Genomic DNA, 22073 nt, shown 5'->3' with positions numbered 1-22073 from the left:
TCGGTGGGACGGCTTCGGCGCCCGTGCGGGCGCCGGCAGGAGGTGGACATGCTCAATGCCCGGATCAAGCTGCGTCACCTGCAGGCATTCCTGGAGGTGGCCCGGCAGCGCAGCTTTGTGCGTGCCGCGGAGCGCCTGGCGATCACCCAGCCGGGGATCTCCAAGACCATCCGCGAGCTCGAGGAGACGCTGGGTACCAGCCTGTTCGAGCGCACGCCCAAGGGGGTGGCCCTGAACCAGGCGGGCCTGACCCTGCTGCGCCATGCCGGCCCTGCGATTCGCGCCCTGGAGGAGGGCATCGGCGCTATCGGCGAGGCCCGTGACGGCGTGCGTCGGCTGCGGGTGGGGGCGCTTTCCACCGTGGAGAGCCGCCTGCTCCCCGAAGCACTGCGGCACTGGCATGCACAGGAGGCGGAGCATGCCGACGTCGGCGTGAACGTGGTGACCGGCCCTAGCGCCTTCCTGCTCTCGCGGCTGCGCCGCGGGGAGCTGGACCTGGTAGTGGGACGCATGACCGAGGCGCGCGAGATCCAGGACCTGGCCTTCGAGCATCTCTATTACGAGCGGCTGCTGCTGATGGTGCGTGCCGGGCACCCCCTGGCCGGCGTGAGCCCGCTGTCGGCCGACGCGCTGGGCGCCTACCCCTGGGTGCTGCCGCCGCCCCAGACGACCCTGCGTCAGCAGGTGGACAGCTTCTGCGTGCGCCACTCCCTGGTCCTGCCGGTGCGACGCCTGGAGACGCTGTCGCTGCCGCTGAGTCGCGGCTACACCCTGGGCAGTGATGCGATCTGGGTGGCACCCGAGGAGGCCGTGGGCGAGAGCGTGGCGGCGGGAGAGCTCTACGAGCTGGCCCTGCCGCTGGAGCAGCAGGGCGGCTCGGTGGGGCTCTGCCTCAATGCCACCCTGCGCCCTTCGCTGGCGCTGGAGGCCTTCTGCGAGCGCCTCCGGCAGGTGGCCGCGAGCCTGAAGTGAGGGTGGGGGGGGCTGCCCATAACCTGGGGGTTATGTTGGGTGGCCGAGACGTCAATGGTCAGCCGGTGTCAATGCCGCGACACTGACCCAGGTCAATCATCTACCCCCGGAGACGATCGTCATGCAGGAAGAGAACAAGCGCTTCGTCGAGCGCGACCGCAACTGGCATCCGCCGGCCTATGCCCCCGGCTACAAGACCTCCGTGGCCCGCTCCCCGCAGCAGGCCCTGGTCAGCATGCAGAAGCCCACCGTGTCGGAGCTCTCCGGTCCCGATTTCCGGCATCTGCGCATGGGCCCCCATGACAACGACCTGCTGCTCAACTTCACTCAGGGCCAGGGCCTTCCCCAGGGCGAGCGCATCATCATGTTCGGCCGCGTGGTCGACCAGTTCGGCAAGCCGGTGCCCCACACCCTGGTGGAGATGTGGCAGGCCAACGCCGGCGGCCGCTACCGCCACAAGAACGACCGCTACCTGGCGCCGCTGGACCCCCACTTCGGCGGGGTGGGCCGCACCTTGACCGATGAGCAGGGCTGGTACCGCTTCCGCACCATCAAGCCGGGCCCCTATCCCTGGCCGAACGACATGAACAGCTGGCGTCCGTCCCATATCCACGTCTCGGTGATGGGGCCGTCGATCTCCACCCGCCTGATCACCCAGATGTACTTCGAGGGCGATCCGCTGATTCCGCTGTGCCCCATCGTCAACACCATCAAGGATCGCGACGCCGTCGAGACCATGATTGGTCGCCTGGACATGGCCCGCAGCACTCCCATGGACTGCCTGGCCTATCGCTTCGACCTGGTGGTACGCGGCGAACTGCAGACCTTTTTTGAAAACCAGTGATCGGTTCGAGAACCAGTGACAGGGGCAGCGAGATGAACCAGCCGAATTCCCGACCCACCAGCGAACTGATGCTTCGCGAGACCGCTTCCCAGACCGCCGGGCCATACGTGCATATCGGCCTGGCCCTGGCCGCCGCCGGTAACCCGACCCGCGACGAGGAGATCTGGAACGAGATGGCCCGTGACGGGGCAGAGGGCGAGCGGATCGAGGTCGTCGGTACCGTCATCGACGGCAACGGCGACCTGGTGCGCGACGCCTTCATCGAGGCCTGGCAGGCCGATGCCAAGGGCGAGTATCAGCGCGAGTTCGACCTGAAAAAGCCGTTCAACAGCTTCGGTCGCACCGCCACCACCTTCGACCACGGCAGCGAATGGTCGCTCAAGACCATCAAGCCGGGCCCGGTCGCCCACGCCAGCGGCCAGCCCCAGGCGCCGCACATCAACCTGGCGATCTTCGCCCGCGGGGTCAACATCCACCTGCAGACGCGCCTCTACTTCGAGGACGAGGCCGAGGCCAACGGCAAGTGCCCGGTGCTGACCCGCATCGAGTCGCCGACCCGCCGCCAGACCCTGATCGCCCGGCGCGAGGAGATCGACGGCAAGGTGCGCTATCGCCTCGACATTCGCCTGCAGGGCGAGGGTGAAACCGTCTTCTTCGATTTCTGATCGAGCGCCCTGTCCTCCAGGGTTCCGATCATCTGCGCCGCCCCCGGGGGGCGGCGCTCGGCGTTGCTGACGCCGAGCACCCGCCGCGGGGGGAAATCCCCCTGATGACGATAGAGCTACGGTACCGCTTCGGTACCATGAGAGATCACCATGTCCAACCCCTGCATCATCTGTGTCGCCATCACCGGCAGCCTGCCGCGCAAGGAGAACAACCCGGCCGTTCCGATCACCGTCGAGGAGCAGATCGAGAGCACCCAGGCGGCCTTCGAGGCCGGGGCGACCATCGCCCACTGCCACGTGCGCAACGATGACCAGACCCCCAGCTCCGACCCGGAGAAGTTCGCGCGCCTGGTGGAAGGCCTGAAGAAGCACTGCCCGGGCATGATCATTCAACTCTCCACCGGCGGCCGCTCCGGGGCCGGCGAGGAGCGTGGCGGCATGCTGCCGCTCAGGCCCGATATGGCGAGCCTCTCGGTGGGGTCCAACAACTTCCCTAACCGGGTCTACGAGAACTCTCCCCAGCTGGTCGAGTGGCTGGCCGGCGAGATGCTCAAGTACGCCATCAAGCCCGAGATCGAGGCCTTCGACCTGTCGCACATCCACCAGGCGGTGAACCTGTCGAAGCAGGGCAAGCTCAAGGCACCGCTCTACGTGCAGTTCGTGATGGGCGTGAAGAACGCCATGCCCGCCGACAAGCCGACCTTCGACTTCTACATCGAGACCCTGAAGCGCCTGGCGCCGGATGCCCAGTGGTGCGGTGCCGGTGTCGGCCCCAACCAGCTGATGCTCAACGAGTGGTCCATCGCCGCCGGCGGCCATACCCGCACCGGCCTCGAGGACAACGTGCGCCTCGACCGCGACACCCTGGCCCCCTCCAACGCGGCCCTGGTCGAGCGTGCCGTGGCGCTGTGCGAGAAGTACGAGCGCCCGGTGGCCACCTGGCAGCAGGCTCGCGAGATCCTGGGCCTTGGCCAGCCCGCTTGATCCAAACGCACGGGGTGCACGCCGCCTGCCGTCTCACGGCGGGTGGCGTTCATGTTGTGGCGATACCAGAGGGAGAAGCGCATGAACACGACAGTCGAGGAACGTACGCCTGACCATGACGAGATCATCCGCGTGGTGCAGGGCTATGTGGAGGGCTTTCAGGGGCGTCGGGACAAGCTCGAAGCGGCCTTCCACGAGGACGCCTGGATCCTGGCGGTGGACGCCGAGGGCGGCTTCAGCAGGGACCTGATCAGCGATCGCTTCGAGCGCTGGGCGGCCAGCCACCGACAGGTGCGTGGTCGCGTCATCCAGGTGACCCAGGCCGGCGAGGTGGCCAGCGTGCTGCTGGGCTTCGACAACACCGAAAACCTGGCGGACTCCTGGGTGGACGTGCTGGCGCTGCTCAAGCTCGATGGCCGCTGGCAGATCACCCACAAGAGCGCCGTGCACAGCACCCGGGCGGCCTGGGCCAGCCCGGTCGCGTCCTGAAGCAGGCCTGAGGCTGGCGGGCGCCGAGCGAGCGCCCGCCCTCAGCGCAGCCCGTACTTCTTCAGCCGATAGGCGTAGGCGGGGCGGGTCATGCCCAGGCGGCGGGCGGCGGCGGCGATATTGCCCTCGCTTGCGGCCTGGGCCGCCACCAGCATCTCCCTCTCGATATCCTCCGGCGTCAGGCCGGCCTCGAACAGCGCCTGGATATGCCGGCGAGGCGAGGCGTCCCCGCGCGAGGTGTCCACCGACTCGACCAGGCGCCCCTGATCATCCAGCCCCTGGCTCTTCTCCCGCTTGAGCGTCGGCACCTGGTAGTCGCCGAACAGTGCCCGCTCGGTGATGTGCTTGTGATCCGTGGTCAGGATCACGCCGCGCTCGATGGTGTTCTTGAGCTCGCGAACGTTGCCGGGCCAGGCGTACTGGGTCAGGGCCGAGCGCGCCTGGTCGGAGAAGCCGAGGGTGCGGCGCTGGTAGTGGTGCTCGCAGCGCGCGAGGAAGTGCTCGGCCAGGGCGTGAATATCCTCGTGCCTCTCACGCAGGGGCGGCACGGTGAGGGTGAAGGCGTTGAGGCGAAAGAAGAGGTCGCGGCGAAAGCGGCCCTCCTCGACGCGCTGGTGAAGATCGGTGTGGGTGGCCGCCACCACCCGCACGTCCACCTCCCTGACCGCCTGGCCGCCGACGCGCTCGATCTGCTGCTCCTGCAGGGCGCGCAGCAGGGCCGCCTGGGCGCGGGGCGAGAGCTCGGAGAGCTCATCCAGGAAGAGGGTGCCCCCGTGGGCGCGCTCGAAGCGCCCCAGGCGCGACTGGGTCGCGCCGGTGTAGGCGCCCTTCTCCACGCCGAACAGCTCCGACTCGATCAGCTCCGGCGGGATGGCGGCGCAGTTGACGGCGATGAAGGGGCCCTCGGTGCGCTGGCTCTGGTCGTGCAGCCGCCGGGCCAGGATCTCCTTGCCGGTGCCGGTCTCGCCCAGCAGCAGCACCGGCACTTCGGCGGCGGCGGCGCTGTCGAGCATGGCGAGCATCTCGCGAAAGTCCGGGGCCGAGCCGATGGGGCCCCAGTCCTCGTCGCGGGGTCGCCGGGCGAGATCCCCCTCCAGTGTGGCCACCCGGGCCTGCAGGTCGTAGAGCTCGTCGATCAGTGGCGCTTCACGCAGCAGGGCCGAGAAGGCCTCATGATCCGGCCACTCCTCGGCAAACCTGCCCTCGATGCGGCACTGGGCATCGCCGCAGCCCATGCACTCCACCTCCCGGTACTGCACCTCGCGTCCCAGCAGTTGGGTGGCATAGCCGGAGGCGTAGCCCAGCAGCGTCCAGCAGACCGGGGTGGCCTGCACGCCCCGGGGGCGCCACACCTCCACCTCGAAGGAGCCCTTCCAGATGAACTCGCTGTGGAAGCGGTTGTGCTCGGGGTCGATCTCCACTCGGACCGGGATCGCCTGCACGTGCCCCTGCAAGGCATGCAGCTGGGGGCCGGCCATGAAGCTGTCACGCAGGCCAAGCGCCTTGCCGCGCAGCGCCTCGCCCAGCTCGGCATCCTGCAGCCCCGAGTAGTAGCCCAGGCGAATGAAGACGCCCCGGGCGCGCTCTATGCCCAGGGTGGTGACCAGCTCGTTGCGGAAGAAGGCCGATGCCTGAAGGGACATCAGCAGCATGCGCTGCTCGCCCAGCCAGATCTGGCCCTCTTCCGGCAGGAAGCGCAGGGCATCCATCAGGTCGCGGGCGCTGGGGTAGTCCTGGGGAGTGGCGGGCATGGCGGTCTCGCTGAACACCGGGAAGTGAGCCGAAACAGGATATCACTCCGGGTCGCCGAGCAGAGCCTTGCAGGCAAAGAGCGCCTTCCGGCGGTGCTGCTGATTTGGTCACGGGGTCATCAAATGAGTAAGCGAAATTATCGAACACCTGTCCGCCAGGCGCACCGCGAGGGCTGGAGAGCCTCCCTAGGTCGTTGATGCCTCGCATCTTTCCGAATCCGGCACGGTTCTTGACAGGGTAATGGCGTGGAGCCGGGTGCTAACCCTTTGTTTTATACGAAAGTATAAGACTGATGGGCGGCCTGCTCTGCTGATGACATGCCCTTGACGACAAGACGGGTGACACTGACATGCAACACACAACAACGCCGCCCTCACGGCACCTCTCCGCGTACCGGCTCGGGGCCCTGGCCCTGTTCGGCGCCTTGCTGCTGCCCACCACGCTCTCGGCCGGCGAGCCGGATGCCCGCGAGCCCGCCGAGGTCTATCGGCAGGTCTGCGCGCACTGCCATGCCCCGGACAAGGCGGTCGGCCCCGAGATCACCATGGCCTTTCCCGAGGCGGCTCATGAGAGCTGGCGGGCCTATATCGAGACGACGGTACGCCATGGGCGCGCCGCCATGCCCTCCTTCCGTCCGGCCAAGATCAGCGACGCCGAGCTGAAGGCACTGAGTGCGGCCCTGGCCCGGGGTGAGCTGGCCGAGGACGACGGCGGTGAGGAGTGATGCCATGAAACTGACACGTCGACAGCTGCTCCGGAACGGTCTGCTGCTGGGCTCGGCGGCGCCGCTGACCATGGCCGCCGCCTGGGCCGGCCAGGCGACCCCGGGCGGGGCGCCCATCCATGGGGCGATTCGCCTCTACGGTGTGGACCGCTCGGCCACCGAGCTGGGCCTGGGGCTGCGCCAGCAGGGCTGGGAGCCGCGCTACGAGGGGCGCCTCGACCCCCTGGCACTCAATGCGCTGCCGGCGGGAACCCTGATCACCGGCTTCACCGACGAGGCGGGCCTGGTGCTGCTGACCAGCCTGCTGGCCGGCCGGGGACAGATCCTGGCCCTGGGGCGCCATGACGAGGGGCGCCACCACCTGGTGAGCCACCGCGGCCCGGTCGCCGAGCCGCTGGCGCTTTCCGGCGGCAGCTGGCAGTCCGCCCTGGGGCGCGAGTACGCCCGCCTGGCGCTGGCCGGCGCGGCCGGTCGCGAGGCGCGCCAGTTCCGCCGCCCTGCCGACACCGGTGCCCGCGAGCTGAGCTTCCTGGTCCGGGTCTGAGCCCCCACTACAACAAGCGAGAGAACACCCCATGAGCACGACACAGCGCATTCTTCCCAAGGGCGTCAGCGAGGCGGACTTCGACACCGCCCTCGGCCGCTTTCGCGAGATCGTCGGGGCCGACAGCGTCCTGACCGAAGGGAGCCAGCTGGCGCCCTACACCAAGATCATGATGGCCGGCGACGACCGCGACTACATCCCCTCGGCGGCGGTGATGCCGACCAGCGCCGAGCAGGTCCAGGCGGTCGTGCGTACCTGCAACGAGTTCAAGGTGCCGATCTGGACCATCTCCACCGGCAAGAACCTGGGCTATGGCTCGGCCGCGCCGGGGGAGACCGGCCAGGTGATCCTCGACCTGCACCGCATGAATCGCATCCTCGAGGTGGATCCGGACTCCTGCACCGCGCTGGTGGAGCCCGGTGTCACCTACCAGCAGCTCTACGACTACATCCAGGAGAAGGGCTACAAGCTGTGGCTCTCGGTGCCGGCGCCCTCGGCCATCGCCGGCCCGGTGGGCAACACCCTGGATCGCGGCGTGGGCTACACCCCCTACGGTGAGCACTTCATGTTCCAGTGCGGCATGGAAGTTGTGCTGGCCAACGGCGAGATGATCCGCACCGGGATGGGCGGGATCGAGAACTCGACCTCCTGGCAGGTCTTCAAGTGGGGCTATGGCCCCTACCTGGACGGCCTCTTCTCACAGTCCAACTACGGCGTCGTCACCAAGATGGGGTTGTGGCTGATGCCGGAGCCGCCGGCCTATCGCCCCTTCCTGATCCAGTACCCCGATCCGGAGGATATCGAGGAGATCGTCGAGATCATGCGCCCGCTGCGCATCGCGCAGATCATCCCCAACGCCGTGGTGATCGTGCACACCCTGTGGGATGCCGGTACCCACGTGGAGCGCAAGGCCTACTACGAGGGACCCGCGTCCATTCCGCGGGAGGCCATCGAGCGCATCAAGCTGGACGAGGGGATCGGCGAGTGGAACATCTACGCCGCTCTCTACGGCACGCCGGAGCAGATCGAGGTCAACTGGAAGATCATTGAGCAGGCCTTCAGCAAGAGCGGCAAGGCCCAGATCATGTACGGCGAGGAGGCCGAGAAGCGCGGCGGCGGCTTCTCCTACCGCTCGGCGCTGATGAAGGGCGAGATGAACCTGCAGGAGTTCGGCCTCTACAACTGGCGCGGGGGCGGCGGCTCCATGTGGTTCGCACCGGTCTCCCAGGCCAAGGGCAGCGAGACCCGCGACCAGACCGAGCTGGCCCAGCAGATCCTCGGCAAATACGGCTTCGACTACGTGGCCGAGTACATCGTCGGCTGGCGTGACATGCACCATGTCATCGACCTGCTCTACAACCGCCAGGACCCGGAGGAGACCCAGCGCGCCCACGACTGCTTCGCCGAGCTGATCGACGAGTTCGCCAAGCGCGGCTACGGCCTCTACCGCACCAACAACGAGTTCATGGAGCAGGTGGCCGGCACCTTCGGCGAGCCCCTGCGCGAGGTGCACCGCACCCTGAAGAAGGCGCTGGATCCCAACGGGATTCTCTCCCCCGGCAAGTCCGGCATTCGCCTGTAACCGTCCGCCCCTGAACCGACCCTGAGGAAGAGCACCTATGAGCACTGCATACAGCGATTTTCAGCTTCAGCCGATTGCCGGCGAGTGGCGCGAGGGCGCCAGCGAGCGCACCTCCCGGGTGACCAACCCCTATGATGGCAGCGAGCTGCTGACCATACGCCTGGCGACCGCCGGCGACCTCGACGCCGCCTTCCTGGCCGCTGAGAAGGCCCAGGCCGCCTGGGCGGCGACCCCGCCGGCCCAGCGCAGCGCCCTGCTGCAGCGGGTGGTGGCGATCTTCGACGCCCGCAAGGAGGAGATCATCGACTGGCTGATCCGCGAGTCGGGCAGCACCCGGCTCAAGGCCAACGTCGAGTGGGGTGCGGCCCGCGGCATCACCCTGGAGGCCGCCAGCATGCCGGGCCGGGTCCACGGCATGACCCTGGCCTCCAACGTGCCGGGCAAGGAGAACCGCGTCTACCGCAAGCCCTTGGGCGTGGTCGGCGTGATCAGCCCCTGGAACTTCCCGCTGCACCTCTCCCAGCGCTCCATCGCCCCGGCGCTGGCCCTGGGCAATGCCGTGGTGGTCAAGCCGGCCAGCGACACGCCGGTCACCGGTGGCCTGCTGCTGGCGAAGATCTTCGAGGAGGCCGGCCTGCCAAAGGGGCTGCTCAGCGTGGTGGTGGGCGCCGGCAGCGAGATCGGCGACGCCTTCGTCGAGCACCGGGTGCCGCGGCTGATCTCCTTCACCGGCTCCACCCAGGTGGGTCGCGGCATCGGCCGCATCGCCAGCGGCGGCGAGCATATCAAGAAGGTCTCCCTGGAGCTGGGCGGCAACAGCCCCTTCGTGGTGCTGGACGACGCCGATATCGAGCAGGCGGTGAATGCCGCGGCCATGGGCAAGTTCCTGCACCAGGGCCAGATCTGCATGGCGGTCAACCGCATCATCGTGGACGAGAGCCGCTATGACGCCTTCGTCGAGCGCTTCGTCGAGAAGGTCAAGGGACTCCAGGTGGGCGATCCCGACGACATGGCCACCGTGGTGGGCCCGGTGATCAACGCCAAGCAGCGCGAGGGGCTGGAGGAGAAGATCGCCACCGCCAAGCGGGAAGGCGCGACCGTGCTGCTGGAGGGCGAGATCCAGGGCCAGCTGGTTCCGCCCCATGTGTTCGGCGACGTCACCGCGGAGATGGAGATCAGCCGCGAGGAGATCTTCGGCCCGCTGGTGGGCATCCAGAAGGCCCGCGACGAGGCCCACGCCCTGGAGCTCGCCAACGGCACCGAGTACGGCCTCTCCAGCGCGGTGTTCAGCGGCGATCTGGCCCGCGGCCTGCGCTTCGCCCAGGGCATCAAGGCGGGCATGACCCACGTCAACGACATGCCGGTCAACGACGAGGCCCACGTGCCCTTCGGCGGCGAGAAGAACTCCGGCCTCGGCCGCTTCAACGGCGACTGGGCCATCGAGGAGTTCACCACCGACCACTGGATCAGCGTGCAGCACGCGCCGCGCGGCTATCCCTTCTGAGACCGCGTGCACCGGGCCACCAGAGGGTGGCCCGGCTTTCGAATCATCAAGGCGAGGAGAACGACTCATGCAGATTCAAGCGGCCGTGACCCTGGAACAGGGGCGTGATTTCGAATGGCAGGCGGTGGAGCTGGCCGAGCCTGGTCTGGGCGAGGTGCGGGTGCGCATCGTGGCCACCGGCGTCTGCCACACCGATGCGGTGGCCCGGGACCTCGGCATCGCGCCCTTTCCCATCGTGCTGGGCCACGAGGGCGCTGGCGTGGTGGAGGCCCTCGGCGAGGGGGTGAGCGGGCTCGAGGTGGGCGACCACGTGGTGCTCTCCTTTGCCCACTGCGGCGGCTGCGGCCACTGCCTGACCGGTCACCCCACCGTCTGCGATACCTTCAACGAGCTCAACTTCGGCGGCGCCATGGATGACGGCAGCCACCGTCTGGCGCTGGGCGACGACTCCCTGGCCACCTTCTTCGGCCAGTCCTCCTTTGCGACCCACGCCGTGGTCAGTGCCCGCAACGCGGTCAAGGTGGACCCCGAGGTGGATCTGGCGCTGCTGGGCCCGCTGGGCTGCGGCATCCAGACCGGGGCCGGCACCGTGCTGAATCGCCTCAAGCCCGAGTTTGGGTCGAGCCTGGTGGTCTATGGCTGCGGGGCGGTGGGGCTCTCCGCCATCATGGCGGCGCGCATTGCCGGCTGCCGGCAGGTCATCGCGGTGGATGTCCACGACAGTCGCCTCGAGCTGGCTCTCGAGCTGGGTGCGACCCATGCGATCAACGGCCAGCAGGAAGACACCGTCGAGCGGGTGCGCGAGATCACCGGCGGCGGCAGCCAGTTCGCCGTGGAGACCACCGGGGTGCCCGTCGTGGTGCGCCAGTCGCTGCAGGCCCTCAAGCCGCTGGGCGTCTCGGCCATCGTCGGCGTCACCCCCGAGGTGACCCTGGACGTGCACCACGACCTGATGGCCGAGGGCAAGTCGATGATCGGCGTGATCGAGGGCGACTCCGTGCCGCGGGTCTTCATCCCGCAGCTGGTGGCCTACTTCAAGGAGGGGCGCTTCCCCTTCGACCGGCTGGTGAAGTTCTACGCCCCCGAGCAGATCAACGAGGCCTTCGAGGACTCAAAGAACGGCACCACCGTCAAGCCGGTGCTGAAGATCGCCGACTGAACCCGCACCTTCGGCCATCGCGAGGCGGCGCCTGCTCTGGCAGGTGCCGCCTCTTTCTATTCCGCAAACATCGCGAAGAGCAGGCCGCGCAGCCAGCGGTTACCGGCGTCGCGGTGGTAGCGGCGGTGCCAGAAGAGGTTGATGGGGATCTCGGGGAAGGGCAGAGGGTGCTCCTGCACGGCCAGGCCGAAGCGCGCCCGGGTCGCCTCGGCGAACTTGTCGGTCACCGTGACCACCAGGTCGCTCTCGCTGATGATATAGGGCACGGCGGCGAAGTGGGGCAGTTGCAGCCGGACCGGGCGCTCGATGCCCGCCCGGGCGAGCTGTTCCTCGACGACGCCGTGCCCGGTGCCCTTCGCCACCACCACCGCGTGGGTGGCCGCCGTGAAGGCCTCCAGGTTGAAGTCGCCCTCCGCCAGCGGGTGGCCCTCCCGCATCAGGCAGACATAGCGCTGCACGAAGAGCCGCTGCTGGTAGAAGCCGGCGCCCAGCTGGGGGATCAGGCCAACAGCCAGATCGATCCGTCCCTCCTCCATCTCCCGTTTCAGGTCCTCCCGATGGCTGCGCACCGTGCTGAGCCGGATGCCCGGTGCCTCCCTGGCCAGGTACTCCAGCAGCCGCGGCAGGAAGACGATCTCGCCGATATCGGTCATCGCCAGCTGGAAGGTGCGCTCGCTGCTGGCCGGCTCGAAGTCATCGCCCAGGTTGAGGATCTCATGCAGCCGGGCCAGCGCCTCGGCGATGCCGGGGTGAAGCTGGTCCGCCCGCGGCGTCGGCGACAGCCCCCTGGAGGTGCGTTCGAAGAGCTCATCGCCGAGCAGCCGGCGCAGGCGCTTGAGCGCGTGGCTGACGGCGGGCTGGGTCACGCCGAGCCGCTCGGCCACCCGCTGGGTGTTGCCCTCGCGATAGAGCAGGTCGAAGACCACCAGCAGGTTCACATCGATATCCGCCAGCTTCAGCATGCCCGTCCTCGCCTAATTGACTGTATTCAATAAAATATTACTGCTGTTAATTCATAACATGAAGGTGGCTGTGTTGTGTGAATATCTGAGGGGCTCTAGCCTGCGCCTCATCAGCTTACGCCATGCCAATAACGACGCCATTCCAATAACAGTGTCCCTGACGGAGCTCGCACCATGCCCAATCACACTACTGCGTCCCCCTCTGCTTCTCGCCTGTCCGTCGCCATCATCGGCGGCGGCATCGGCGGCGTGGCCTTCGCCGTGGCCCTCTCCCGACATGCCGACCTCGACGTGCAGCTCTTCGAGGCGGCGCCGCAGTTCTCCGAGATCGGTGCCGGCGTCTCCTTCGGGCCCAACGCGGTGCGCGCCATCCAGCGGCTGGGCCTGGAGGCGGCCTATCGCCGCATCGCCGATGCCTCGCCGGCACCCTTCGAGGATGTCTGGTTCGAGTGGCGCCGCGGCAGCGACGACGGCTACCTGACCGCCACCCTGGCCCCCGGCTGTGGGCAGTCCTCGGTGCACCGGGCGGACTTCCTGGACGCCATCGTGGCCCAGCTGCCCGCCGGCATCGCCCATTTCGGCAAGCGCTGTGTCGAGGTCACCCAGGAGGGTGATAGCGCCACCGTCCGCTTCGCCGATGGCACCTCCTTCACCGCGGATATCCTGATCGGCTTCGACGGCATCAAGTCGGCGGTGCGCGCCAACGTGCTGCCCGCCGAGACCTTCGGCGAGATCGCCCCCTTCTGGAGCGGCACCTACGCCTATCGCGGCATGATCCCCACCGCCCGGCTGGAAGAGGCCCTGGAGAACAGGGGCGCCGACCGGCGCCTGGCCCTGGTGCCCCAGATGTACCTGGGCCACGACCGCCATATCCTCACCTTCCCGGTCAAGCAGTCGGCGCTGATCAACGTGGTGGCCTTCATCACCGACCGCTCCACCCCCGAGCCGAAACTGCCCAAGGGGGAGGAGTGGGTTCAGGCGGTGACCCAGCAGGAGATGCTGGAGGTCTTCGCCGGCTGGGGGGCGGCCTCCCAGGCGATCCTCGCGTGCATTCCCGAGCCAACCCGCTGGGCGCTGCACGAGCTGCCCGAACTCCCGCGCTACCACCGCGGCCGCGTGCTGCTGGTGGGCGATGCCGCCCATGCGCTGGTGCCCCATCAGGGCGCCGGTGCCGGCCAGGCGCTGGAAGACGCCTACGTGCTGGCCAGCCTGCTGGGCGACGAGGCCTGCACCAGAGACAGCGTGGCGCAGGTGCTGGCGGCCTTCGAGGCGGTCCGCCATGGGCGCACCTGTCGGGTGCAGCGCACCTCCCACGAGGCGGGAAACGTCTACGAGTACGCCGGTGAAGGGATCGGCGACGACGAGGCGAAGCTGATCGAGAACCTCGAGACCCGCTTCGACTGGCTCTGGAACCACGATCCCGAGGAGGATGTGGTGGCGGCGCGGCGGGTCCTGGCCGGGGAGAGCGCCGCGGCAGAAGCCGCCGCCGTCTGACGGCCGGGCAGGCCAGATCGACAAGGCCCCGGGAGCGCTGCTCTCGGGGTCTTGTCGGCTGGGGGCGTTGGTGGTGAGCAGTCAGCCCGCCTGGCGCACCGGCACCCGGCTCAGGTGGTTGTTCTCGTCGGCCAGGGTCTGCAGCAGTCGGCACAGGGTTTCGCGCTCCTCCTCCTGCAGGGGGGCGAGGATCTCCTCCTGCACCTCGGCCACGGAGGGTTCGGCGGCGTGGCGCAGGCGCTCCCCTTCCCTGGTCAGGGTCACCAGCATGGCGCGGCGATCCTCGGGGTTGCGCTGCCGGGTGACCAGGCCGCGCTCCTCCAGCTTCTTCACCACCACAGCCACGGTGTTGCGATCCAGGGCCGTATGGCCACCCAGGGTGATCTGGTCGATAGAGCCGTGCTCCTCCAGCGCGCAGAGGATGATGTAGTGCAGTTGGGTCAGCTGGTAGGCCTCGCACTTGCGCAGGAAGATCGCCACGCTGATCTGATGGCAGCGCCGGAGCAGGTTGCCGGGAAACTGGCTGGCTTCCGAGAAGGGAGCTGCGGTCATGGTTGTGTTCTGTTCAAGGGTGGAAGGGGGAGGGCCACCCGCCGTAGGTGGCGGAGGGCCTGGGCGCTAACTTAGCAGAGTCGGGTTGTGCGGGCACCCGCCGAGCCCGGCCGGCGGATGGGTATCAGCGGAACACACTGACCAGCCAGGGATTGAAGATGGTCAGCAGGATCACCAGGCAGGCCGCCAGCACGAAGGGCATGATCCACCTGGTGATGCGCGGCAGGCTCACGTTGCTGATCGCCGAGGCGACGTAGAGCCCGGCGCCCACCGGCGGCGTCAGCAGCCCCAGGCTCAGGGTCATGCAGGTAACGATGCCGAAGTGGATGGGGTCGATGCCATAGCTCTGCTGGGCCACCGGCAGCAGGATCGGCACCAGGATGATCAGGGCGGCGATGCCGTCGAGCACCATGCCCACCACGATCAGCATCACGAAGACCAGCAGCATGAAGATCAGCGGGCTCTCGGTGGCGCCCTGCATCAATCCCGCCACCTGCTGAGGAATCTGGTTGTAGACCAGCACCCAGCCGAAGGCCTTGGCGGCGGCGATCAGGAACAGCACGATGGCGGTGTTGCGCGCCGTCCGCTGGAGCACTCCGGGGAGCTGTCCCCACTTCAGTTCGCGAAACACCAGGCCGCCGATGATCAGCGCCATCAGGGTCGCCGCGGCCGCCGACTCGGTCGGGGTGACGATGCCGAAGGCGATGCCGCCGACGATGACCAGCGGGATGACCAGGGTCAGCAGGGCGCCACGGGTGGCGCCCCACAGGGGGATAGCTTGCTTGTCGCCGGTGTCCCGCTTCTTCGCCCGCCCGGCCATCAGCGCGATCAGGCCGCTGATCAGCAGGAAGAGCACCAGGCCCGGGAGGATGCCGCCCAGGAACATCGCCCCGATGGAGACCTGGGCGATCACGCCGTAGATGATGAAGACCATGGAGGGTGGGATGATCGGCCCCAACAGGCCGCTGCCCGCGGTGAGGGCGGCGGCGAACCCCTTGTCGTAGCCGTCGCGCTCCATCTCCGGGGTCATGACCCGGCTCATGATGGCGATCTGTGCCGTGGCCGAGCCCATGATGGAGGCCAGCATCAGGTTCGAGGTGAGGGAGACGTAGGCGATGCTGTGGGGGATCCAGGCGAACCAGGCGCGGGCCGCGAGGATGATCCGGCGGGTGATGCCCCCCTCGTTCATGATCTCCCCCAGCAGGATGAAGAGCGGGATCGCCAGCAGGTCGAACACCTCTAGGGAGCCGAAGATCACCTGGGGCAGGTTGTCGAGCAGGCGGTAATTGCCGGAGGTGAAGATGAAGGTGAAGGTCGAGGCCAGCAGCACGAAGGCGATGGGCATGCCGAGCAGCATGAAGAGCAGGAAGGCGGCCAGGGTCATGTGGTCACTCCTCGTCGCTGGCCAGGGTGAAGACCGTGCGTGAGCGGTCCGGCAGCCTGGCGATGAGGTGGAAGAGGGAGGTGGCACAGAAGATCGGCACGATCAGGTAGAAGTGCCACTTGGGCCAGTCGAGGGTGATGGCGATGTCGAAGGCGACCGAGGGTGAGCGCAGCCAGCCGATGGAGTACCAGAGCATCACCGCCAGGATCGCCAGGCAGACCAGCTCGGTCAGCCAGTAGCAGAGCCGCTGGGCCGGTGCGGGCAGCAGGCCCACCAGCATGGTCAGGCGCACGTGCTGGTCGTGGTGGATCGCGATGGAGATGGCCAGGAAGGCCATCCAGATCAGGATGTAGACCGCCAGCTCGTTGGCGAAGTAGAGCGGGCTGCTGAGCACGTAGCGGGCGAAGACATTGACGATCAGCAGCACGCCGAAGGCAGCGATCAGCAGGCTGCAGAGAAACTGCTCGACCCGGGCCAGCCCACGGCTGGCCCGGCTCAGCCAGGTGTCGTGTCGAGTGTTCATGGGGGGCTCTCTTCCGGTACGGGCTTCCGGGATGGGGCGCCAGGGCGCCCCGACAGGCCTTATTCGGCGTCAAGCAGCTCGGCGGACTGCTGCTGGAAGGCCTGGATCAGCGGCTGGTCGCCAAAGCGATCCGCGAAGGCCTGGTTGGCCGTGGCGAAGACGCTTTCGGCATCCTCGAGGATGAAGACATCGATGGCTTCCTGGAGGGTGGCGAGGTTGCGCTGCTCGGCCTCGATCTGGGCCTCGATGCCCCAGGCCAGGGCCTCTGCCATGGCCTCGTCGATGATCTGGCGCTGCTCGTCGGAGAGCGAGGCGCGGGTGGCCTGGCTCATCACCGAGACGGCGGGGAAAGCCATGTGGCTGGTGAGGGTCAGGTGCTCGGCGACCTCGTAGAAGCCGGAGCCCGCCAGGGCGTCCAAATCGATATCCACGCCGTCGAGCATGCGGTTCTGCAGCGCCTGGTAGACGTCCGGCAGGCTGATGGGGGTGGGGCGAGCATCCATGGCGCGCCACCAGGTGTTCATCGCGGCGAAGGGGATGACGCGCACGTTCTGGCGGGCGACATCCTCCATCTCCTCGACGCGCGTATCGCGCATCAGGATGTGGCGCATGCCGGCGAAGGTATAGCCGAAGGCGTGCAGGCCCTTGTTCTCCAGGTTGTCCAGCATCTGCCGGGCGGCCTCGGTTTCGGTGGCCCGGGCCGCCGCTTCGACGCTATCGAACAGGAAAGGGGTGAACCAGCCGACAATGGCTGGCTCGCGCTGGCTGGTCAGGGCCGCCGTCATGATGCCCATGTCGAGCAGTCCGGTTTCCAACTGAGAAAACATCGCCGACTCGTCACCCAGTTGGCCGGCGGGGAAGAGGGCAACGGTCAGTTCGCCTCCGCTGCGCTCGTCGACTGCCTCGGCGAACTGCTCGGCGGTCTGGGTCCAGATGTGCTGGGGGGGAGTGATCATGCCCAGGCGGAGCTCCTTGGCCAGGAGCGGGGCGCTTGCGGCCAGCAGGGCGGCCGAGAGCAGCGTCAGGGCCAGGGGGCGGCGGATGGCGTGGCGTGCGGTGGTTGTCATTGTCGGCTCGCTTGTCGGCGGTCAGGGATCGGTGGGTAAAGGGATGGTCACTTTTTGATTTGCGTCAGTATTGTGATCATCACAACAATGAGCAATTACCCGAAAGTCGAGTTGCCGGGCGTCATATCAATCACAATACTGATGAATTTCGGCGTGGCAGATTGCCGCGGCAGGTGGCCCCGGCCCTCTGATTGACCCTCAACAGACCCTCAACAACGACGACCCGTAGCGAACGGGATGGAGCGAAACGATGCAGTACTTCCTCGACGGTTACCGCAGCGGCGACCCGCGAATTCAACCCCTGGCCGAAGGGCGCAGCGAGGAGCAGGGGCCGCTGCCGGAAGAGGTGGACGTACTCATCGTCGGCACCGGCCCCGCCGGGCTGCTGCTGGCCGCCCAGCTGTCGACCTTCCCGGGGATCGTCACCCGCGTCGTGGAGAAGGCCGATGGGCCCCTCGAGGTCGGACGTGCCGACGGGATCGCCTGCCGCACGGTGGAGATGTTCGAGGCCTTCGGCCTGGCCGAGCGGATGACCACCGAGGCCTACTGGATCAATGAGACCCACTTCTGGGGCCCTGCCCCCGGCGACACGTCGCGCATCACACGGCTCGGCCGCGTGCAGGACGTGCGCGACGGTCTCTCCGAGTTTCCCCACGTGATCGTCAACCAGGCGCGGCTGCTCGACTTCCTGCTGGAGTACATGCACGACTCGCCCAGTCGCCTGAAGGTCGACTACGGCCACGAGACGCTTAAGGTGGAGGTACCCGAGAACCCGGACGAGCGCGTCACGGTGACCCTCAAGACGCCGGAGGGTGAGAAGACCGTCCGCGCCCGCTACGTGGTCGCGTTATCAAGGTGACCCAGGCCGGCGAGGTGGCCAGCGTGCTGCTGGGCTTCGATAACACCGAAAACCTGGCGGACTCCTGGGTGGACGTGCTGGCGCTGCTCAAGCTCGACGGCCGCTGGCAGATCACCCATAAGAGCGCCGTGCACAGCACCAGGGCGGCGTGGGCGCGTGGCGAGAGCTAGGAGAGCTCGTCGAGGAACAGCGTGCCCCCGTGGGCGTGCTCGAAGCACCCCAGGCGCGACCGGGTCGCACCGGTGTAGGCAGGCGCCCTTCTCCACGTCGAACGGCTCCGGCTCGATCAGCTCCGGCGGGATGGCAGCGCAGTTCACGGCGATGAAGGGGCCCTCGGCGCGCTGGCGCTGGTCGTGTAGGCGTCGTGCCAGGATCTCCCACTCAACCCGGAGCGGAAGCTCCTAGCCCGGATGTTGCATCGGGTTGGTCAGCAGCACCCAGATGCCAAGCACGCCGCGGCGCTACCCAAGCACCAGTTTGCCAGTCAGCTTCAGGAAGAGGACCTGCTCCGGGTACTGGCTGCTCAACATCAGCCGAGCGCGTCAGCCCCATCTCGCGATCGAGCTGACGCAGCAGGAGGATGCCGTCGTCGGAGGTGACGTCGCCGCCATCGAAGCGGGCGACGATCTGACGGCCTTTGCAGCGTGGAAAGGTGGCGGTGGGCGTGGTACATGTTGTCATGGCGACTGATGCGGTTGATTCTGGTGTAGAAGCTTGAATTATAACCGATTTTCAGCCGCTTTTTTTCATTCCCGGTGCAATATCCGGCCTAGAGCGCCTCCAGGGCCTCGGCCAGCTTGTCGACAGCGACCACCTCCATGCCCGGCGGCGAGGTCTTCGGCGCGTTGCCGCGCGGGACGATGGCGCGGGTGAAGCCGTGCTTGGCGGCCTCGACGATGCGCTCCTGGCCGCTGGGCACCGGGCGGATCTCGCCGGAGAGCCCCACCTCGCCGAACACCACCAGCTCGCGGGGCAGCGGTCGGCTCTGCAGGCTCGAGACCACCGCCAGCAGCACGGCGAGATCGGCGCTGGTCTCCAGCACCTTCACCCCTCCCACCACGTTGAGGAAGACGTCCTGGTCCCCGGTGAAGAGCCCGCCGTGGCGGTGCAGCACGGCCAGCAGCATCGCCAGGCGATTGGGGTCGAGGCCCACGGCGACCCGGCGCGGGTTACCCAGCGCCGAGTCGTCGAGCAGCGCCTGCACCTCGACCAGGATCGGCCGGGTCCCCTCCCAGACCACCATGACCAGGCTGCCTGGCGACTGCTCCTGGGTGCGGGAGAGGAAGATGGCGCTGGGGTTCTTCACCTCTTTGAGGCCGTGCTCGAGCATAGCGAAGACCCCCAGCTCATTGACCGCGCCGAAGCGGTTCTTCTGGCCGCGCAGGGTGCGGAAGCGGGAGTCGGCACCCCCCTCCAGCAGCAGCGAGGCGTCGATCATGTGCTCAAGCACCTTGGGGCCGGCCAGGGTGCCGTCCTTGGTCACATGGCCGACCAGCAGCAGCACCGTGTTGGTCTGCTTGGCGAAGCGGGTCAGCGCCGCGGCGGATTCGCGCACTTGGGCCACGCCCCCCGGCGCCGAGGCGATATCCTCGAGGTGCATAGTCTGGATGGAGTCGATCACGAGGATCTCGGGACGCTCGCGCTCGGCCACGGTGAGGATCGTCTCGACGCTGGTCTCGGCCAGCATCTTCAGCCCCTGAACCGGCAGCTGCAGGCGGTGGGCGCGCATCGCCACCTGGGAGAGCGACTCCTCACCGGTGACGTAGAGCACGCGGCGCGACTGGGCCAGCTTGCAGGCGGTCTGCAGCAGCAGGGTCGACTTGCCGGCCCCCGGATGGCCGCCCAGCAGCACCGCCGAGCCCGGCACCAGGCCGCCGCCCAGCACCCGGTCGAACTCGCCGAAGGTGGAGGAGAGCCGGGGTACCTCGGAGAGGTCGACGTTGGCGAGATCGACCACTTCCCGGGTCAGGGCCCCGGCATAGCCGCTGCGGCCGCTGCCGGCGCCGCCACTGGCGGCACCGGGGCGTGCCGCGGCGAGGCGCACCTCGCTCAGGGTGTTCCACTCCTGGCAGCTGGTGCACTGCCCCTGCCACTTGCTGTATTCGGCACCGCACTCGGTGCAGACGAAGGCGCTCTTTGCCTTGGCCATGGCTCCTCGCCTCTGGGGGTATCAAACGCAGAGGGCGGCCCTGCGGCCGCCCTCTGCAAGCGTCGGGCTCGCGATCACTGACGACGCAGCTGAAGCATCTCGCTGTTCTGGAAGCGGCGACGCTGGGGGTCGATCAGCTCCAGGGTCTGCTCGTCGAGGCGCAGGAAGTAGTAGATCTGGCCCTCACCGTCCGGCGTCAATTCGTAGACGGTGGCATCCGGCTCGGTGGCGGTGCCATCCAGCACTTCCCAGTTGCCGGCATAGTTCTCATCGGGCGGATCCTGGGGATGGGCGCGGTAGGAGGCCTGCAGAGTAAAGGTCCGCTCCTCTGGCTGGCTCTGCTCGTCTCCCATCAGCACCACATCCAGGTCGATGCCATCGCAGTTGCGACATGGCAGGGTGCCCTGATAGCGCTCCTCCCCGACCTCGACGCCGGGCGCCTCGGGAGCCGGGCCAGCGGCACAGCCGGCCAGCAGTGCGAGCATGGCCGATCCCGCAAGCAAGGTCCTGATTTGCATGTGTGTCCTCCTGAGCAGTGGGCAATGATACCGTCATTCACGGCGGCCTGTTTGACAGCATAACCTCTCAGGCTACTGGCGGACAGTCTGCCATATCGCGCCATCATCCTCAGCCCGCGCCGGGGTAGACGTACCCGAAGACCAGGGCCAGCACCACCGGCATCACCACCAGCGCCCCCAGGTTGCCGATCAGCACCAGCGAGGCCACCTTGTGGGGTTCCTGGCGGTACTGCTCGGCCACCAGGTAGTTGAGTACCGCCGGCGGCAAGGCGGCGAACACCCACAGCGCCGCGGCCTGGAGACCGGAGAGCCCCAACAGCCAGATCAGCGGAACCGCCAGCACCAGGCCGGAGAGCGGGCAGAGCAGCGCCCCGAGCATGCCGGTCTTCCAATCACTGAAGTCGATGTCGAGCATGCGTACGCCGAGTGCGAAGAGCAGCAAGGGAATGCAGACGCCGCCCAGCATGTGCAGCGCCTCGAGCAGCCAGCCGGGGAGCCCCACCCCGGCCAGGTTGACCGCCAGGCCGGCGATGCTGGCCAGCACGATGGGCATGCGCAGGATCCGCCACAGCGGAGTGGCGGGACTGAGCATCCAGAGCCCCAGCGAGAAGTGCAGCAGCATCTCCACGATGAACAGCACGATGGCCGCGGGGAGCGCCGCCTCGCCGAAGGCCAGCAGCAGCAGCGGAATTCCCATGTTGCCAGAGTTGTTGAACATCATCGGCGGCAGGAAGGTCTTCGGGTTCAGCTTCAGCCACTTCACCAGCGGCCAGAGCAGCACCCCGGAGCCTACGACGATGACCGCTCCCCCGATCGCCAGCCCGACATACTCCTCCAGCGGTGCCTGGCCATCGGCCAGCACCGCAAACACCAGCATGGGCACGAACAGCTCCATGTTGAGGGTATTGATGCTGCGGATATCCGGTGTGCGAAAGCGGCCATAGAGGGACCCGCAGCCGGCGATCAGGAACACCGGCAGCAGGGTGGCGAGGATCTGGGCGGTCATGGGGACCCCATTGAATTCGAATCTGCAGAAGTGCTCCCAGACTAGCACGGCGGCCTAACGTCTCCCCACTTTTCCACAGGTGGTACTGTCACTGCCTGAATAGCGCTGAAAATTTCAGTGCTATCAACGAGATCGGGGCTTTCCCGCCGGTATCATGTTGTTACCCCTAACACCATGAACCACAAGGAAAACCCCGATGCATCAAGATGCCAAGTACCGCGCCAAATGGAAAGCTCGCCTGATCATCCCGGCACAGCGAGCTTGCCTGGGCCGCGGAGCAACTGCAGCTCCAGCGGATCACGCCCTACATCACCGATGACATGGTGCTGGCCATCGATCC

At 67.6% G+C, this 22073-nt stretch carries 23 protein-coding genes; 13 read left to right on the top strand and 10 right to left on the bottom strand.

Annotation, left to right across the window (positions count from 1 at the left end; genetic code table 11):
- Nucleotides 1–48 precede the first annotated feature (48 nt).
- The 5 genes from pcaQ to DER72_RS14220 all read left to right on the top strand — a co-directional run bounded on the left by pcaQ (nt 49) and on the right by DER72_RS14220 (nt 3954).
- Entirely contained in the window at nt 49–972 is a 924-nt protein-coding gene (gene pcaQ, locus DER72_RS14240; protein WP_110070640.1) for a pca operon transcription factor PcaQ, read from the top strand.
- Nucleotides 973–1093: 121 nt separating this feature from the next.
- A complete protein-coding gene (gene pcaH / locus DER72_RS14235; protein ID WP_110070639.1) occupies nt 1094–1816 on the top strand; it encodes a protocatechuate 3,4-dioxygenase subunit beta in 723 nt (240 codons plus the stop codon).
- Nucleotides 1817–1848: 32 nt separating this feature from the next.
- Nucleotides 1849–2481, top strand: coding sequence for a protocatechuate 3,4-dioxygenase subunit alpha (gene pcaG / locus DER72_RS14230; RefSeq protein ID WP_110070638.1), 633 nt, complete (start codon nt 1849–1851; stop codon nt 2479–2481).
- 150 nt (nt 2482–2631) lie between these two features.
- Nucleotides 2632–3465 carry a 3-keto-5-aminohexanoate cleavage protein gene (locus tag DER72_RS14225; RefSeq protein WP_110070637.1) on the top strand — a complete coding sequence of 278 codons (834 nt, stop codon included), beginning with the start codon at nt 2632–2634 and terminating at the stop codon, nt 3463–3465.
- A gap of 81 nt (nt 3466–3546) precedes the next feature.
- Nucleotides 3547–3954 (top strand): nuclear transport factor 2 family protein, encoded by a 408-nt coding sequence (locus DER72_RS14220; RefSeq protein ID WP_181395683.1) that lies wholly within the window; start codon nt 3547–3549, stop codon nt 3952–3954.
- A 41-nt stretch (nt 3955–3995) separates the two neighbouring features.
- Here DER72_RS14220 and DER72_RS14215 read toward each other — a convergent pair whose 3' ends face one another.
- A complete protein-coding gene (locus DER72_RS14215) occupies nt 3996–5705 on the bottom strand; it encodes a sigma-54-dependent Fis family transcriptional regulator (protein ID WP_110070654.1) in 1710 nt (569 codons plus the stop codon).
- Nucleotides 5706–6055: 350 nt separating this feature from the next.
- On the opposite strand from DER72_RS14215, the gene DER72_RS14210 reads away from it, so the two are divergent.
- The 5 genes from DER72_RS14210 to DER72_RS14190 all read left to right on the top strand — a co-directional run bounded on the left by DER72_RS14210 (nt 6056) and on the right by DER72_RS14190 (nt 11219).
- Nucleotides 6056–6430 carry a cytochrome c gene (locus tag DER72_RS14210; protein WP_110070635.1) on the top strand — a complete coding sequence of 125 codons (375 nt, stop codon included), beginning with the start codon at nt 6056–6058 and terminating at the stop codon, nt 6428–6430.
- Nucleotides 6431–6434: 4 nt separating this feature from the next.
- Nucleotides 6435–6974, top strand: coding sequence for a hypothetical protein (locus tag DER72_RS14205; RefSeq protein WP_110070634.1), 540 nt, complete (start codon nt 6435–6437; stop codon nt 6972–6974).
- 31 nt (nt 6975–7005) lie between these two features.
- Nucleotides 7006–8556 (top strand): FAD-binding oxidoreductase, encoded by a 1551-nt coding sequence (locus DER72_RS14200; RefSeq protein ID WP_110070633.1) that lies wholly within the window; start codon nt 7006–7008, stop codon nt 8554–8556.
- Nucleotides 8557–8593: 37 nt separating this feature from the next.
- The gene (locus tag DER72_RS14195; protein WP_110070632.1) at nt 8594–10060 is read left to right on the top strand and encodes an aldehyde dehydrogenase family protein; all 1467 of its coding nucleotides are present in this window, start codon (nt 8594–8596) and stop codon (nt 10058–10060) included.
- A 67-nt stretch (nt 10061–10127) separates the two neighbouring features.
- Nucleotides 10128–11219: an NAD(P)-dependent alcohol dehydrogenase gene (locus DER72_RS14190; RefSeq protein WP_110070631.1), complete on the top strand. Its 1092-nt coding sequence runs from the start codon at nt 10128–10130 to the stop codon at nt 11217–11219.
- A gap of 56 nt (nt 11220–11275) precedes the next feature.
- Here the strand turns inward: DER72_RS14190 and DER72_RS14185 are convergent, their stop codons facing one another.
- Nucleotides 11276–12181: a LysR family transcriptional regulator gene (locus DER72_RS14185; protein ID WP_110070630.1), complete on the bottom strand. Its 906-nt coding sequence runs from the start codon at nt 12179–12181 to the stop codon at nt 11276–11278.
- 174 nt (nt 12182–12355) lie between these two features.
- Here DER72_RS14185 and salA point away from each other — a divergent pair, with 174 nt between their 5' ends.
- Nucleotides 12356–13675, top strand: a complete 1320-nt coding sequence (gene salA, locus DER72_RS14180; protein ID WP_110070629.1) for a salicylate 1-monooxygenase — start codon at nt 12356–12358, stop codon at nt 13673–13675.
- Nucleotides 13676–13756: 81 nt separating this feature from the next.
- Here the strand turns inward: salA and DER72_RS14175 are convergent, their stop codons facing one another.
- From DER72_RS14175 to DER72_RS14160, 4 genes are all read right to left on the bottom strand, one after another.
- On the bottom strand, nt 13757–14227 hold the full coding sequence (locus DER72_RS14175) for a MarR family winged helix-turn-helix transcriptional regulator (RefSeq protein ID WP_110070628.1): 471 nt from the start codon (nt 14225–14227) through the stop codon (nt 13757–13759).
- Nucleotides 14228–14351: 124 nt separating this feature from the next.
- Nucleotides 14352–15611, bottom strand: a complete 1260-nt coding sequence (locus DER72_RS14170; protein WP_110070627.1) for a TRAP transporter large permease — start codon at nt 15609–15611, stop codon at nt 14352–14354.
- Nucleotides 15612–15615: 4 nt separating this feature from the next.
- Nucleotides 15616–16134: a TRAP transporter small permease gene (locus DER72_RS14165; RefSeq protein ID WP_110070626.1), complete on the bottom strand. Its 519-nt coding sequence runs from the start codon at nt 16132–16134 to the stop codon at nt 15616–15618.
- 59 nt (nt 16135–16193) lie between these two features.
- A complete protein-coding gene (locus tag DER72_RS14160; protein ID WP_110070625.1) occupies nt 16194–17201 on the bottom strand; it encodes a TRAP transporter substrate-binding protein in 1008 nt (335 codons plus the stop codon).
- A gap of 250 nt (nt 17202–17451) precedes the next feature.
- Between DER72_RS14160 and DER72_RS14155 the strand changes: the two genes are divergently transcribed.
- Entirely contained in the window at nt 17452–18060 is a 609-nt protein-coding gene (locus DER72_RS14155; protein WP_258306321.1) for an FAD-dependent monooxygenase, read from the top strand.
- Entirely contained in the window at nt 18057–18230 is a 174-nt protein-coding gene (locus DER72_RS14150; RefSeq protein ID WP_181395682.1) for a hypothetical protein, read from the top strand. The genes DER72_RS14155 and DER72_RS14150 overlap by 4 nt, the downstream gene beginning before the upstream one ends.
- On the opposite strand, the gene DER72_RS16625 is transcribed toward DER72_RS14150, so the two are convergent.
- The 4 genes from DER72_RS16625 to DER72_RS14125 form a co-directional block, all read right to left on the bottom strand.
- Nucleotides 18227–18283, bottom strand: coding sequence for a hypothetical protein (locus tag DER72_RS16625; protein ID WP_309064169.1), 57 nt, complete (start codon nt 18281–18283; stop codon nt 18227–18229). The genes DER72_RS14150 and DER72_RS16625 overlap by 4 nt on opposite strands.
- Before the next feature lie 546 nt (nt 18284–18829).
- Nucleotides 18830–20209, bottom strand: a complete 1380-nt coding sequence (gene radA, locus DER72_RS14135) for a DNA repair protein RadA (RefSeq protein WP_110070622.1) — start codon at nt 20207–20209, stop codon at nt 18830–18832.
- 74 nt (nt 20210–20283) lie between these two features.
- On the bottom strand, nt 20284–20727 hold the full coding sequence (locus DER72_RS14130; RefSeq protein ID WP_110070621.1) for a copper resistance protein NlpE N-terminal domain-containing protein: 444 nt from the start codon (nt 20725–20727) through the stop codon (nt 20284–20286).
- Nucleotides 20728–20836: 109 nt separating this feature from the next.
- Nucleotides 20837–21733 (bottom strand): AEC family transporter, encoded by an 897-nt coding sequence (locus tag DER72_RS14125; protein WP_110070620.1) that lies wholly within the window; start codon nt 21731–21733, stop codon nt 20837–20839.
- Between the last annotated feature and the right edge of the window lie 340 nt (nt 21734–22073).

The organism is Halomonas sp. A11-A, assembly GCF_003182195.1.
Taxonomy (GTDB): domain Bacteria; phylum Pseudomonadota; class Gammaproteobacteria; order Pseudomonadales; family Halomonadaceae; genus Halomonas; species Halomonas alkalicola.
This window is presented reverse-complemented; position numbering and strand designations above follow the sequence as displayed.